Genomic DNA, 14778 nt, shown 5'->3' on the forward strand with positions numbered 1-14778 from the left:
ACCTTCTCTTCAAAAAAACTCCATTGAGTCTGGCTTAAAATTGTGTTACAATAAGCTTTGAAAATGAATGAAAGTATATGGAAAAAGTATGAAAAAACAACCAGTGATTGGAATTACAGGAAATGAAAGACCCTTTCCGGATGATCCAGACGCGAACATGAGTTATGCGGCGACTGGTTTTGTCGAAGCGGTCAAAGAGGCAGGAGGGATTCCTTTGATCTTGCCGATTGGAGATGCGGCCTTGGCCAAAGACTACATATCGATGATTGATAAGCTCATCATCACCGGTGGGCAAAATGTCTTGCCCAAGTTTTACGGAGAAGAAATCACCATCGACAGTGATGACTACCTCTTGAAACGCGATCTCTTTGAGTTGGCCTTGATTGAAGAAGCGCGTGTGGCTAAAAAAGCGATCTTTACCGTCTGCCGTGGGACTCAGCTCTATAATGTTGCTCTAGGGGGAACTCTGCATCAAGACATTGAACACCATTGGCAGGACAATCCAGGTCAGTACACCAGCCAAGAGTTGGTGACCAAGGATCAGACGATCCTGCAAGAGATCTATGGTAAGACCAGTTGCATCAATTCTTTCCATCATCAAAGTATTAAAGACTTGGCATATGGCCTAGAAGTGATCGCGCGAGATCCTAAAGATGACGTCATAGAAGCCGTTCAATCCACAGATGAGAGTCGTTTCCTCGGCGTTCAGTGGCATCCAGAACTGCGTTTTGACAAGAGCCCAGCAGATCGCAAGCTCTTTGAATATGTCGTGACTCAATTGTAAAGTGGACCAGCTCCCTTAGGAATTTTTCCTAAGGGGCTTTTTCTTTAATCTGCGTAAGAAAGACTGTAAATTGTGCCTAGGTTTTGGGGGAGGATTCGCTACAATAGAGCTAGTAGAATGAGGAGGATTAGGACATGTATCAATTTCCAAAGGATTTTTTATGGGGGAGTTCGACCTCGGGGCCTCAAACAGAAGGACGTTTCGCCCAGGATGGAAAGGGAGACAATCTCTGGGATTACTGGTATAGGATCGAGCCCAACCGCTTTTATCAAGGGCAAGGACCAGAGAAAACATCGACTTTTTATGAACACTGGGAAGAAGATTTGGACCTCTTGTTAGAAACCGGCCACACCGCCTTTCGAACCTCTATCCAGTGGTCACGTATTTTCCCAGAAGGACGAGGAGAGATCAACCAAGCAGGCGTTGATTTCTACCGTCGTGTCTTTGAAAAGATAAAGGAAAAAGGGATTCACCTCTTGGTCAACCTCTATCATTTTGATTTACCGATGGCTCTTCAAGAGCAGGGCGATGGTTGGGAAAATAAAGAAACAGCCTATGCTTACCAAGAATATGCGCGTTTTTGTTTCAAAACTTATGGGGATCTGGTCGACCAGTGGATCACCTTTAATGAACCCATTGTCCCTGTGGAATTTGGTTATTTTTATGATGCCCATTTTCCTCACAAGGTAGACGCGGCAGCAGCAGTGAAAGTAGCCTACCACACCCAGTTAGCAAGCAGTCTAGCGGTCAAGGCCTGTCACGAGGTGGATCCTAACTACCGTATCGGGATTGTGCTCAATTTGACACCAGCCTATCCTCGGAGTCAGCATCCAGAAGATGTGAAAGCTGCGCGCATTGCCGAGCTCTTTCAGGCCAAATCTTTCTTAGATCCATCTGTTCTTGGTCATTATCCTGAAGAATTAGTGGAGATCCTACGGGAGCGTGATCTCTTACCGGATTATGATCCTTTTGAATTGCGCTTGATCGAGGAAAATACGGTGGATTACCTAGGGGTTAACTATTACCAACCACTCCGTGTAGCAGCTCCTCGTTATGCTCCAAATCCAGCATCTCCCCTACTCTTTGAACAATTTTATGAACCCTATGTTATGCCAGGCCGCAAGATCAATCCCCACCGAGGTTGGGAAATCTATGAGCAAGGCTTGTATGACATTGCCCAAAATATCAAGGAAAACTATGGCAATATCGAGTGGATCCTGACAGAAAATGGGATGGGAGTCGAAGGAGAGGAAAAATTCCGCAAGGACGGCGTGATCCAAGACGACTACCGGATTGACTTTGTCAAAGACCATCTTCGTGAGCTTCACCGGGCTATTCAAGATGGTGCCAACTGTAAAGGTTATTTGATCTGGACCTTTATTGACTGCTGGTCATGGCTCAATGGCTACAAGAACCGCTATGGCTTGGTTGAGTTGGACCTCGAAAGTCAAAAACGAACCCTCAAAAAATCCGGCCATTGGTTTAAAGAATTAAGCCAAGCCAATGGATTTGAGAAGTAGACAAACTGCTCTTTTATAAGAATCAATCAACTTCTATAAAATAAATAATTTTGTTCATTAGAGTTATTCAATAGTGAGAAAAGTGCTTAAACTATTCAGTTTCAGGCACTTTTTTTCACGGCAGAAAGTTTTTAAGATGATTTTTACTTCAACCTTAACCCTTTCTTAACTAGACCAATTTTCTTGAATTTCCTAGTTGACAAACTGGAGGAAGCATTGTATACTGACTCCGCTGGTTGCTTTTTAGGTAAATTAGACTAGACCAATTCCAAAGCAACTGAGAAATCGACCATGGGTCGTTTGACTAAGTAAAGGGGAAAGTATAGCAAGGCTATATCGTAAAAACTATGTGCGGAATCGTTGGTGTTGTAGGAAATACAAATGCTACTGATATTTTGATTCAAGGACTTGAAAAACTCGAATACCGAGGCTATGACTCTGCGGGTGTTTTTCTGGCTAGTGAAGGCAAGAGCCAATTGGTAAAGGCAGTTGGCCGTATTGCAGAATTGTCGTCTAAGGCGGAAGGTGTCGAAGGGACAGCTGGGATTGGACATACCCGTTGGGCCACTCATGGAAAACCAACTGAGGACAATGCCCACCCACACCGCTCTGAAACAGGTCGCTTTGTTTTGGTCCACAATGGGGTGATTGAAAACTACCTTGAAATCAAGGAAGAATACCTAGCCGGTCACCATTTCAAGGGGCAAACAGATACAGAAATCGCCGCCCACTTGATCGGAAAATTTGCTGAAGAAGATGGCTTGTCTACGCTCGAAGCCTTCAAAAAAGCCCTCCACATCATCCGTGGGGCCTATGCTTTTGCTTTGATGGATGCGGAAGATCCAAGCACCATCTATGTGGCGAAAAATAAATCACCACTCTTGATCGGTCTTGGAGATGGCTACAATATGGTCTGCTCTGATGCCATGGCCATGATTCGCGAAACCAACCAATACATGGAAATCCATGACCAAGAGTTGGTCATTGTCAAGGCTGACAGCGTTGAAGTACAAGACTATGATGGAAACGTCAAAGAACGGGCTAGCTACACGGCTGAACTTGACCTTTCTGATATTGGAAAAGGGACTTACCCATACTACATGCTCAAAGAAATCGATGAGCAACCAACTGTCATGCGTAAGTTGATCCAAGCCTATACAGATGAATCTGGTCAAGTAGTGGTAGACCCAGCTATTATCAAGTCTGTTCAAGAAGCAGATCGCATCTATATCCTTGCGGCTGGTACCTCTTACCATGCTGGATTTGCGTCTAAAAAAATGTTGGAAGAGTTGACAGATACTCCAGTAGAACTCGGTATCTCCTCTGAGTGGGGGTATGGTATGCCACTTCTTAGCAAGAAACCACTCTTCATCTTTATCAGTCAATCTGGTGAAACAGCCGATAGCCGCCAAGTGCTGGTCAAGGCCAATGAAATGGGCATTCCAAGCTTAACAGTGACCAATGTTCCAGGTTCAACTCTTTCACGTGAAGCAGACATGACCATGTTGCTCCATGCGGGTCCTGAAATTGCGGTAGCTTCTACTAAGGCTTATACGGCTCAAATCGCAGCCCTTGCCTTTCTTGCTAAAGCTGTTGGGGAAGCCAATGGCAATGAGAAGGCCAAAGCCTTTGATTTGGTGCACGAATTGTCTATCGTTGCCCAATCGATCGAATCAACCCTTTCAGAAAAAGAAGTGATCGATGAAAAAGTTCGTGGCTTGTTGGAAACAACCCGCAATGCTTTCTATATCGGACGTGGTCAAGATTACTATGTTGCCATGGAAGCTAGTTTGAAACTAAAAGAAATTTCTTACATCCAATGTGAAGGCTTCGCTGCGGGTGAGTTGAAACACGGTACCATCGCTCTGATCGAAGACGGTACACCGGTCATCGCCCTCTTGTCTGATCCAGTCCTAGCCAGCCACACACGTGGGAACATCCAAGAAGTGGCAGCACGTGGGGCTCATGTCTTAACCATTGCAGAAGAAAATGTCGCTAAAGAGACAGATGATTTGGTCTTGACAGCGGTTCACCCTTACCTCTCTCCAATCTCAATGGTGGTGCCAACCCAATTGATTGCCTACTTTGCAACCCTTCATCGTGGGCTCGATGTTGATAAACCACGGAACCTTGCTAAGTCTGTAACCGTTGAATAAAATTATCTATATAGAAAAAAACATCCTCGTTAGGTTTTTCCTAGCGAGGATGTTTGCTTTATTTATCAAAACCTTGCAAGGCTTTGAGGCGTTCTTCTGTTTGTCCCTTGGCATCTAGTTTTTTACCTTGGTAAACAGCAGATTCCCATGATCCATACATTGGATTTGGGAAGATGATGAATTTTTCACCAAATTCTTTTTGCAATTCGTCCAATTTCTTGTCGCGATCAGCTTCAGAGGTCTTGGAAAAATCTGCAAAGTCAACCAGGTTGTCCCCGAAGAGCAAGACAAGATTGGTCTTTTCTTGTACAGCTTGGCGACGGCCTTCTTTTGATTTGACGCCATCTTCTAAGAACATGAGGTGGTCACGTCCTTGAACAGGAATGCCTTCTTTTTCAAGGTTCTTGATGGTATCATCTACTTGAGAGGTTGTACGGTCAGAAATGTAGTAGATTTGAACCCCGTTTTGATCCGCATATTGAAGAAAATCTTTGGCACCTGGCACCGCTTTTGCGGCTGCTTTTTTCACCCAAACATCCCAATCTTTAGGATTGAAGGCCGTACCATCTTTGACGTTTTGAACTTGGTAAGGGCTGTTGTCTAAAACAGTTTCGTCCAAATCCAAGACGATGGAATAAGGCTTATCAGAAGGAGTTTGGAGGATCTCTTTCAAACGGTCAGTAGCGACATTGTAGCCTTGTAAATACAAAGCCTTGGTTTCTGCTGCCTTTTGGTACCAGAGAACAGACATGGTATTTTCTTGTGAGCGCTGCTGATCATAGGTCATCGTCACCTGATTTTTAGTGCTACTTGCTTTTGTCTCTTGCGTTTTAGTGGTGTTGCTTCCACAACTCGTCAGTAAAATGACAGAAGCAAGAGCAGAAACGATGGTAAAGGTGGTTTTTGTTGTTTTCATAAACCGTACACTCCTTAAAATTATTCTATAAAAATTATACTCCTTTCAATCTTGCCTGACAAGAAAGAGAAGAAGGTGTCTAGGAATCGGTGAAAAGAACAAAGGAGGAAAAATGCTGTTATGAAAGGTTTCTTTGCTTTAACATACGCCATTTTTTCCTTCAAAAGAAGGGGTATAGTTTTTTGCTATAACCGGATCAAGAAAAGATCAAAGCAGCCTTTTTCTTCTAAAATGAAAGAATAAAGAAAGATAGCCGCAAGTCCCTATTTTCAAGGGCTTGCGTTTTTTTGATGGCTTTCTCAATAAAGAAATTTTAAGGCCTTGATAGGGAAAATATATTAGTCAGCTACTTTTCGAGGTGATATCATGGTTACAAATTCCAGAAGGAAAGCAGTTAGCCTTTCTATTGGAGAAATATTGAGGAGGATTCACAGTATGAGTAAAAAAGAACTGGTTCTTCGTGCCATTCGAGGCGAAACAGTAGAACGAATCCCTGTAGGATTTTGGCTCCATTATGTGACTCAAGAAGAAAAAGAATTGGGTCTCGACAATCCGGCTGTAGTAGCAAAAAGTATTAAGGGCCACCAACACTATGTAGAAGAAATTTCACCTGATTTTGTCAAGATCATGAGCGATGGCTTCTTCCGCTATCCGAGTGCACTTTATTCGAAAGAGATCACATCAATCAAAGAATTGAAGGATATTCAACCGATTGGAGAGCATCATCCTTGGATTGAAAAACAAATTGAAGTTGTCAAGGAAATTCGTTCTCATTTCCATGAAGAGATTGCTTCTTTCTACAATATTTTCTCGCCTATTTCTTATTTGAAACGCTGGTTCCGTACGGACCAATCCCGTGGAGACCAAGTGATTGCAGACTTTATCAAGGAAGATCCAGAAACTTTGGCTCATGTCCTTGATGTGATTGCAGGAGACATCGCTACTTTAAGTCGCCGCTTGATCCAAGAAGCAGGTATTGAAGGGATTTACTTCTCAACCCAGCAGATCCAAGATGAGCGTGTGACAGATGAAGAATACCGCAAGATTATTGAACCGAGCAGCATCGCTGTCCTAGAAGCAGCCAATGAAGCTGGAGGCATCAATATCCTTCATATCTGTGGTTTTGAAGGGGCCAGCAATGAAGTGGAACTCTTCAAGGATTATCCAGCTCAAGTCATTAACTGGGCGACCCATCATGAAGGCCTTAGCCTAGCCGCAGGTCGTAAACTTTTCGGCGATCGTGCCGTCTTGGGTGGCTTTGTCAATGGCAAGAAAGGTTTGCTCTACCAAGGGGAACGAGAAGCTATTGAGCAAGAAACTCGTCGCTTGGTAGCAGAAGCCGGAAGTCGTGGTTTGATCCTCGGAGCAGACTGTACCGTGCCAGATGATTTCCAATTGGAACGCTTAGATTGGGTACGTCAAGCAGCAGTATTGTAAGAAGAAAGGAGAGGGAGATGAAAAAGATCAATGTATGGTGTATCCTGGTAACCGTTTTGTTTTTGCTTCTAGGGCTTAGTAAAGTCGCTCTAGCAAGCAGTCAGGGGAAAGCAAAAAAAGATCCAGATATGGCAAGACTGGAGAAAATTCCAGCTCATAGTTTCTCCCTCATCCGCCCATCTGACCTAGCAGGAATTCTACTCCTTGAAGATCAGTGATAAAAAAAGATGAAGAGCTTGATAAAAAATATATATTAGTCAAACAATTATCGAAGTGATAAGATAACAAACAAGAAAAGATTAGAACGAGGTAAGAACATGTCATCAAAAAGAGAATTAGTCTTAAAAGCTTTTAAAGGAGAAGCAGTTGACCGTGTGCCAGTTGGATTTTGGCATCATTTTACAACAGAAGAAGAATGGTTGAAAGGATTTTCCAATCCGGAAATTATTGAAAAAAATCTCAATGGCCATAAAAACTTCCTTCACAAGGTCAAACCAGACTTTGTCAAACTCATGAGTGATGGTTACTTTGCTTATCCAAATCCAGCCATTCACAAAGGCCTTGAAAATATTTCTGACTTAGCAGGGATTGAACCACTCGGAGCAGATCATCCATGGATCACAGAGCAGGTAGAGCTTGTGAAAAAAATCCGTGCCGGTTTTGAAGAAGACATTGTGGCTATCTACAATATCTTTGCTCCAGTGACCTACTTCAAATGGTTGGTCGGAGAAGTTTCAGGAGGAGATGACTTGATCGCAAACTTCATCGATCAAGATGCAGCAACTCTTAAAAAAGTATTGGATACGATTGGTCAAGATATTGCAAGTTTGAGCCAACGCATCATTAAAGAAGCAGGAGCAGACGGGATCTACCTCAGTGTTCAAAGTATCCAAGATGCGCGCGTGAGCCAAGAAGTTTATAAAAATAGTATTGCACCGAGTGAACTCCATGTCTTAGAAGCAGCCAATGAAGCAGGTGGGGTAAATATCCTTCATATCTGTGGCTACGAAGGAGCTCGCAATGATATCCATCTCTTCACAGACTACCCAGCTCAAGTCATTAACTGGGCAGTTGGACCAGAAGGAATCAGCCTAGCAGAAGGACGCGAAATCTTCGGTGGACGTACGGTTCTGGGTGGTTTTGAAAATGGCAAAAATGGTCTTCTCTATACAGGAGATAAAGCTGCGATTCAAGCAGAAACCAAACGCATCATCGCAGAAACTGGAACCACAGGCTTGGTTATCGGTGCAGATTGTACGATTCCAAGTGATATTGATGAAGAACGAATCGAATGGGTTCGTGAAGCTGCAACAGAATAAGAAAAAATAGAATCAGGGAGAACAGAGTATGAGTAAAAAAACATGGATTATCGGTGGAGTGGCCGTTCTTGCCATTGCAGGTGCAACCATTCTTGGACGGAGCTTGAACCATGCAAACGACAGCAAAGGCTCAACAGGATCGAACAAGGTAACAACCTTGAAAGTAGCCCACACTCAAAACTATGTACCGTATGATTTCGTTGATGAAAAAGGAGAATCAGATGGCTATGAAGTAGCCGTTCTCAAAGCCATTGACGAAAAACTACCAGACTACAAGTTTGAGTACACTGGAACAAGTGATGACGATCTCTTGATCGGTCTAGAATCTGGTAAATACGATATCGGAACCAAAGGAGCTTGGTATACAGAAGAACGTGCCAAGAAATTTATCATTCCAAAAGAACCAATCGGAGCAAGTATCATCGGATTTACCGTACGGAAAGAAGATGCGAATAAATACAAGAACATCGATGACTTCGCTAAAGAAAAAGGAAAATTGGTTCCAATTTCACCACAAAATGCGCAGTGGAATGTTATTAAAGAATACAATGAAAAGCATAAGGACCAACAAATCGAATTAACAGCTGCGGAATCTTTCAAAGTCGCAGATGCTTATGCTTGGGTTCTTGAAGGACGTTACGATGCCTTCTTTGACATCAAACTTTCCTTTGAAAAAGCTGTCACAGATAAAGATGGTTCTTACCACCAATATGCGGACAAACTGAGCTGGTTTGCCTACAAAGGAATTCCAACTTACCCATTGATCCATAAGGATAAGAAAAACGAAAAATTTGCGGAAGAATACAGCAAGGCCATCAAAGAATTAGAAAAAGATGGCACACTTGCTAAATTGTCGAAAAAATATTTCGGTGAAGATGTCTTCAGTTATGTAGATAAAGAGAAATAAGATGGAACTGGGTGCGCATAGCCCCAGCTTCCTTATTTCTATACGGATACAGAAAGGAAAAGAAACATGGTCTCATACGACATTTCCAAGGTCTGGTCATTTCTTCCAACCTTGGTCCAAGCCCTGCCAGCGACCCTAGCTTTGATGGTTTTAACGACGGTTCTCGGTTCTGCATTTGGCTTGGTTTTGACCTGGGCACAAGTATCAGAAGATAAGGTAGGAGCAGGTCTGGCAAAAGGTTATGTCTTTACTTTACGTTGTACCCCTCCGATTGTCTTGCTCTTTTTGGTCTTTTATGGACTCCCCCAATTTTTGAACTGGTGGTTGGGCATTGACATTGACCACTGGTCCAAGTTTGTCTTTGTCCTTGTTGCTATGTTTCTTCTCTTTGCCGCTATGATCTCTGAGGTCTTCAAGGCAGCCTATTTGGCCATTCCAAAAGGTCAGATGGAAGCAGGCTTGAGTATCGGCTTGACGCCAGCTCAAACCATTTGGCGGATTGTCCTTCCCCAAGCCTTTCGCGTGGCTCTTCCAAATATGACGACTGCCATCTTAAACCTCATGCGCGACGCCGCTTTGGCCTATACTATTGGCTTTATCGATATCATGGGAGCAGGCAACAACTTGATCAGCCGCAATCTTGGGAATTATTCCCTCGAAACGTATACAGCTGTCGCAGTGATCTACTGGGGAATTGCCCTTGTGATCTCCTTCTCCGCTCAACTCCTTGAGAAACGACTCAGTGTAACAGAAAGGTAGCTTATGGATTTCAATTTTATTAGTAAAGCATTTCTAGCCACCTTGGGTGGTGTTCCAGTGACCCTTCTGATCATGGTTGTATCGATTCTTTTGAGTTTCTTTCCAGCCCTCTTTTTGGCACTCGGTCAGATCTATAAGGTCAAAGGTGTTCGCAGTTTCTCAGTGATTTACTTAGCCTTTATCCGCGCGACGCCTCCGATTCTCTTGATTCTCTTCTTTTATAGTCTCTTTCCCAGCCTCTTAAATAGCTTTTTTAAGAGTATTGGTAGTCACTTTAATGTCTTTGAGATCAATCCCATTTACTATGCCTTTATCATCTTTAGCTTGATGACAACGGGAAGTCTTGCTGAAATTCTACGGTCAGCCATTCTGACCGTTGATAAGGGCCAGCTAGAAGCAGCGCAAGCCATTGGTTTGACTAATCGTCAAGCCTACATCCGCATTGTTTTTCCACAAGCCTTGCGTGCAGCCCTTCCTAATTTGTGTAACTTGGTTATCAACTTGGTCAAAGGAACTTCCCTTGTCTTTGTCATGACCATCAAGGATATTACCGCAATTGCCAAGGTCGAAGCCTCTTATGGCTATCAATATTTTGAATCCTATCTAGTGATTTTTATTCTTTATATTGTCATTTGTGGAGTGATTCAGTGGGGATTCAATCGCTTAGAAAAACGCCTGACACTCGCATAGAAGAAGGAGAAATAAGAAGATGTTAGAAGTAGAACACGTATCGAAAAAATTTAAGGACCACCAAGTGCTGGTGGATGTTAATCTCAAGGTCAACCAAGGGGATGTCGTCGTTATTTTGGGGCCATCTGGATCAGGAAAAACAACCTTCCTTCGCTGCCTCAATCACTTGGAAAAGGCAGATACAGGCCACCTCACCCTAGGTGGAAAAGAGTATGACCTCTCAAAACTCAGCAAGAAAGAGATTCTAGAAATCCGCCAAAAGACAGCCTTTGTCTTCCAGCATTATAATCTCTTTGCTAACAAAACAGCGCTTGAAAATATCTTAGAAGGCCTGGTTGTGGCTCGGAAGATTCCAAAAGAAGAAGCCATCCAACGGGCAGAATCAGCCCTTGAAAAAGTTGGTCTCCTCGCTTATAAGGATTACTATCCTTCTCAATTGTCAGGGGGTCAACAGCAACGGATCGGAATCGCGCGTGCCATCGCGGTCAAACCAGACGTGATCTTGCTGGACGAGCCGACTTCAGCGCTAGACCCAGAGTTGGTCGGTGATGTCTTAGATGTCATGAAGCAATTGGCCCAAGAAGGAGTGACCATGGTTGTCGTAACCCATGAGATGGGCTTTGCGCGTGATGTGGCCAACCACGTTATCTTTATGGATGGCGGACACATCATCGAAGAAAATGAACCCCATGAATTCTTTAATAGTCCAAAGGAAGAGCGAACCAAACAATTCCTTTCACGGATTTTATCCGACGCCACTTATAGCGTCGAATACATGATTTAACAAGAGACACACCCAGTAAGGGTGTGTTTTTTGGATTCTGGAAAAAATTTTTAAAAATTGGCTCATTTTTTAGAAATCATTACGAATAATATAAGTGAGAGGGAAATATGACTGATAAAAAACAACGATTTGTACTACTATTCTTACTGACTTTGTTTCTAGGAGGTTGCAGTCTTTTTACGGATAAAGCTGCTGAGAGAAAGGAAATGATTCAGATCGCAGAAAGTACGAAAATGGAGCGAGCGATAAAACACTTGTTAATCAGTATCGATCCGAAAGCTTTCACTTCAGAAGGAGTCATTCACTCCTATACCCTGATAAAAGGTGAATTGGAATACAATCCAATGGGAGGGATGAATGTCTCTCTCGTTATCAATGGCGATAAAAAGTTAACGATCGATACGACTGTTCAAATGGAAGATTCAGGACAGTTCGAAGTAGCTTGTTATGGTATTTCAGCAAGATTAGATGATCTGTTAAGTGAAGCAGAAGATGCTGGGAAATAAACTCATTCAGGTAAACACCCCTAATATAGGTAAATAGAAACAATTCTGGATCAAAGCTGGTATGTTACATCAATAGCTAGTGCTTGTAACGATTTGGCAACATTTTTTAACAAAAGTAACATTTCAGGTATGAATAGAATTTTGTATAATAAATTCTAAGAAACCTGAAGAAAGAATGGGAAGAAGATGAAAAAAAGTAAATTTATTGTGTTGATAATGGTAGTATTTAGCCTGAGCTTAGGAGGCTGTAGCTTTTTTAATGGACAATCTGCCAAGAAACAAGAAATGATTCAAATCGCGGAGAGTAAGAAGATGAAAGTAGCGATTGAAGAATATCTAAAAAACCTGGACCCGGAAGCACTGACTCCAAATGGGAAAATAAAGACTTATAGGATTTTAAAAGATAAATTGAAATATAATCCAATGGAAGGGATTAATATTGAGATTGTTATTAATAATGATGATAAGTTGATTGTTGATATGGTAGTAATAGAAAAGGAATCAGGATTATATCATGTTGCGGCATCCAGTACACCTACAGAGTTGGACGAACTTTTAGAAGGGAAAAATTATGGACAATAATTCAATAGATTCAGATTATCTACATAAGGAGGTGGCTTTATTAGAATATGTTCCATCAGAAATTGGGAAAAAGCAAACTATTGAAAATGGAAAATATTATATAGGCCATACCGCTCACATCTATGATAATGTAAATGACAATGAGGAGCAGGTCTTCGTTCTTACTAACAATGGTCAAGGTGAAAAACAAAAAGCAGTCCCCTATACTGCTTCAGATGATGCGCGCGCCCAGATCCATGACGTGACAGTTTTGATGAAGGGATCTGAAACTGAAATAAGTACACAAAAATTACTCCATGATACGTTTACGGATTGGGTAAAGACAGATTTGCCGGCAGCTTCCAATATTTTGAACCCTGGTGGTGCGAGCGAGTATGCAACAGAATATGCGAAGAATTATGCGCGAAATAAGGCTAAAGATGGTTTTAACAATGCTGTAGAAGCTCTTGAAGATGCAATTATTCCTACATCAGTTAATCTTCCACCGGAGGCCACTCCCGTTGGCAGGTTCATACAAAAAGCGATGGACAATCCTTTCAGCAATTTCGTACAGGAAAAAGCATCAGATATGGTCGGATTTTTTGCAGAAAGGACAGCCGAAGAACAGGTTAGATTTCCTACTTTAATAGGAGCTGCTTTTTTAAAAAAATACAATGACGAAAACGGTACTTTCCCACCTCCGCAATTTAAAGATGCTGCAGCTCATTTGAAAGAGGTGATCCGAAAATACCCCAATGCCAAGATTGATCTATATGGTCACTCTCTGGGATCTATGAATATTCAGTATGCTCTTGCCTGTTTGACGGAAGAGGAAGCTTCTCATATTGGGACCGTCCATCTATACAATGGTCCTAATGCCTACTCCATCTTAACACCAGAGCAAAAAGCGCGTATAGATGCGCTGAAGTATAAGATCTACAACCACATTGACCATAAAGATTTGGTTAGTTTGGGCTATCCAGATTCTGGAAGCAAGGGTGCCAGTGGGATTGTTAAGCACCTCAAAACGAAGAATTTGAAAAATATTGGCCTGCAACACATGATGCATGGTTATATCTATGATAAGGATGGGAATTTGGTTCTTGAAAAGGGAACGGAAGCCATCACTCGGAAGGAAATCATTGAAGAGCGGATGAAGGTTTACTATCGCCTAAAGGATAAATTACAAAAAACAGGTGGTGGACTGAGTTCAAGTGAACAAATCTATCTCGATGCTTTGCAGGCGCGCTTGGCTTCTGATGAGCTGATTCGAGTAGTGGATGAAGGGCTGGAGCAAGCTCAGAAATCTAAGTCACAACTGGATGCGGATTTAGAAGCTTTGGAGAAAGTCTTACAGACCGTTCCGAAAGGCTTCATTCTCAATCTTGCGGAAGTAGAAGAGGCCTATGCACAGGCTGGTGCGACAAGGCAAACAGTTGTCACTGAAGTAAGAGAAAGATTCGACAATCGTTTGGCTGCATATCAGTCCTTATCGAATGAATTCCATGCTTTAAATGAGCAAGTGAATGTAGGAATTGAACTCTTAAAAGCAAAAGATCAAGAAATAGCAGGAGAAATGAACCAGTGGGAACAACTAGCTTATTAATTTCATCTACTCTTTCAAAAAAGGAAAAGAAACTAGATCACTTGGAAAGAGAGTTCCAAAAAGCGCGCTTGGAGCTAGATGAAAAGCGTTGCCTAGTAGAAAGAAAACAGCAACTCTTCACCCAGATGCTGGAAGAAGAGTATGCGATGGCAGCTTCCTTCTTACAAGAGCAGGAAGTTGATAACAGTTGTGGATGGGAGTCCCTCCATCGCTGTATAGAAGAGTATGATCTCGAAGCTAGAGAAGCTGCACAAGTAGCCTTAAAACAGATCGAAATCGAGGAAGAGAATTTATGGCAATCCTACCGGAAAGATAGACGCCAACTGGAAGAGGAGTTTGCACAAGATAAAGTTTCATAGTATAGAAGAGGAGGAAGTATGGGTGATAGTCCAGTTAAAGATTTCTTTGATTTAGATATGAAAGATAAGATGAGGATCATCGAAAGCCGAAAGAAACTTGAAAAAGATTTAATCCGTGTTGTCTATGCCCCCGTTTTATTGACCTGCAAGGCAGGAGTTGAGAAGCGTTACAATGATGGCTTGACTGCGATTGCAACAGTAGCTGAAGAAGACGTCCAAGTGGTCGGAAAGCAACTAGACCAATCCATGGTAGGGCAATTTGCTAAAGATGTACAGACGTCTATTCAAGAAAAAGCTGGTAAATTTAAATCTATCTAGCCAAGAACTTCTATTTAAATATGGAATCTGGAGTGACTCCAGATTTTTTTAAAAAATTTTTAAAAATTATGTAAAAAAGTGTTGACAAAGAAATCAGTCTACGTTATAATAATTTATGTAAACAAAAAGAGGTTGAAAAACCTACTGGTTTACAAG

The 14778-nt window shown here is 42.2% G+C and carries 16 protein-coding genes; 15 read left to right on the top strand and 1 reads right to left on the bottom strand.

The genetic code is table 11. The features are described from left to right. The first annotated feature begins 88 nt into the window (after positions 1–88). From ACESR9_RS04020 to glmS, 3 genes are all read left to right on the top strand, one after another. Positions 89–784, top strand: coding sequence for a gamma-glutamyl-gamma-aminobutyrate hydrolase family protein (locus ACESR9_RS04020; RefSeq protein ID WP_373105681.1), 696 nt, complete (start codon positions 89–91; stop codon positions 782–784). Between the two features lie 134 nt (positions 785–918). After that, positions 919–2304, top strand: coding sequence for a 6-phospho-beta-glucosidase GmuD (gene gmuD / locus ACESR9_RS04025; protein WP_373105683.1), 1386 nt, complete (start codon positions 919–921; stop codon positions 2302–2304). 347 nt (positions 2305–2651) lie between these two features. Continuing rightward, positions 2652–4460, top strand: a complete 1809-nt coding sequence (gene glmS, locus ACESR9_RS04030) for a glutamine--fructose-6-phosphate transaminase (isomerizing) (protein ID WP_061591285.1) — start codon at positions 2652–2654, stop codon at positions 4458–4460. 58 nt (positions 4461–4518) lie between these two features. Here the strand turns inward: glmS and ACESR9_RS04035 are convergent, their stop codons facing one another. Next, positions 4519–5376 carry a 5'-nucleotidase, lipoprotein e(P4) family gene (locus tag ACESR9_RS04035; protein ID WP_003004374.1) on the bottom strand — a complete coding sequence of 286 codons (858 nt, stop codon included), beginning with the start codon at positions 5374–5376 and terminating at the stop codon, positions 4519–4521. Positions 5377–5811: 435 nt separating this feature from the next. On the opposite strand from ACESR9_RS04035, the gene ACESR9_RS04040 reads away from it, so the two are divergent. From ACESR9_RS04040 to ACESR9_RS04095, 12 genes are all read left to right on the top strand, one after another. After that, positions 5812–6813, top strand: a complete 1002-nt coding sequence (locus ACESR9_RS04040; protein ID WP_373105685.1) for a uroporphyrinogen decarboxylase family protein — start codon at positions 5812–5814, stop codon at positions 6811–6813. A 17-nt stretch (positions 6814–6830) separates the two neighbouring features. After that, complete coding sequence (locus ACESR9_RS04045; protein ID WP_021154358.1) at positions 6831–7031, top strand: hypothetical protein; 201 nt, start codon at positions 6831–6833, stop codon at positions 7029–7031. A 99-nt stretch (positions 7032–7130) separates the two neighbouring features. After that, complete coding sequence (locus ACESR9_RS04050) at positions 7131–8132, top strand: uroporphyrinogen decarboxylase family protein (RefSeq protein WP_150905226.1); 1002 nt, start codon at positions 7131–7133, stop codon at positions 8130–8132. A 28-nt stretch (positions 8133–8160) separates the two neighbouring features. Continuing rightward, positions 8161–9039 (top strand): transporter substrate-binding domain-containing protein, encoded by an 879-nt coding sequence (locus ACESR9_RS04055; protein WP_049498064.1) that lies wholly within the window; start codon positions 8161–8163, stop codon positions 9037–9039. 66 nt (positions 9040–9105) lie between these two features. Then, positions 9106–9798 (top strand): amino acid ABC transporter permease, encoded by a 693-nt coding sequence (locus ACESR9_RS04060; RefSeq protein ID WP_003004525.1) that lies wholly within the window; start codon positions 9106–9108, stop codon positions 9796–9798. Between the two features lie 3 nt (positions 9799–9801). Continuing rightward, the gene (locus ACESR9_RS04065; protein WP_024056362.1) at positions 9802–10488 is read left to right on the top strand and encodes an amino acid ABC transporter permease; all 687 of its coding nucleotides are present in this window, start codon (positions 9802–9804) and stop codon (positions 10486–10488) included. 19 nt (positions 10489–10507) lie between these two features. After that, the gene (locus ACESR9_RS04070) at positions 10508–11272 is read left to right on the top strand and encodes an amino acid ABC transporter ATP-binding protein (protein WP_003016067.1); all 765 of its coding nucleotides are present in this window, start codon (positions 10508–10510) and stop codon (positions 11270–11272) included. Between the two features lie 107 nt (positions 11273–11379). After that, a complete protein-coding gene (locus ACESR9_RS04075; RefSeq protein ID WP_195423903.1) occupies positions 11380–11778 on the top strand; it encodes a DUF1310 family protein in 399 nt (132 codons plus the stop codon). Positions 11779–11964: 186 nt separating this feature from the next. Beyond that, positions 11965–12360 carry a DUF1310 family protein gene (locus tag ACESR9_RS04080; RefSeq protein ID WP_070465194.1) on the top strand — a complete coding sequence of 132 codons (396 nt, stop codon included), beginning with the start codon at positions 11965–11967 and terminating at the stop codon, positions 12358–12360. Then, the gene (locus ACESR9_RS04085) at positions 12350–13945 is read left to right on the top strand and encodes a lipase family protein (RefSeq protein WP_373105687.1); all 1596 of its coding nucleotides are present in this window, start codon (positions 12350–12352) and stop codon (positions 13943–13945) included. The genes ACESR9_RS04080 and ACESR9_RS04085 overlap by 11 nt, the downstream gene beginning before the upstream one ends. Continuing rightward, the gene (locus tag ACESR9_RS04090) at positions 13924–14304 is read left to right on the top strand and encodes a hypothetical protein (RefSeq protein ID WP_023919533.1); all 381 of its coding nucleotides are present in this window, start codon (positions 13924–13926) and stop codon (positions 14302–14304) included. The genes ACESR9_RS04085 and ACESR9_RS04090 overlap by 22 nt, the downstream gene beginning before the upstream one ends. Positions 14305–14322: 18 nt before the next feature. Next, the gene (locus ACESR9_RS04095) at positions 14323–14622 is read left to right on the top strand and encodes a hypothetical protein (protein ID WP_373105690.1); all 300 of its coding nucleotides are present in this window, start codon (positions 14323–14325) and stop codon (positions 14620–14622) included. Positions 14623–14778: the final 156 nt, after the last annotated feature.

It is taken from the genome of Streptococcus parasanguinis, assembly GCF_964238605.1.
Taxonomy (GTDB): domain Bacteria; phylum Bacillota; class Bacilli; order Lactobacillales; family Streptococcaceae; genus Streptococcus; species Streptococcus parasanguinis_AJ.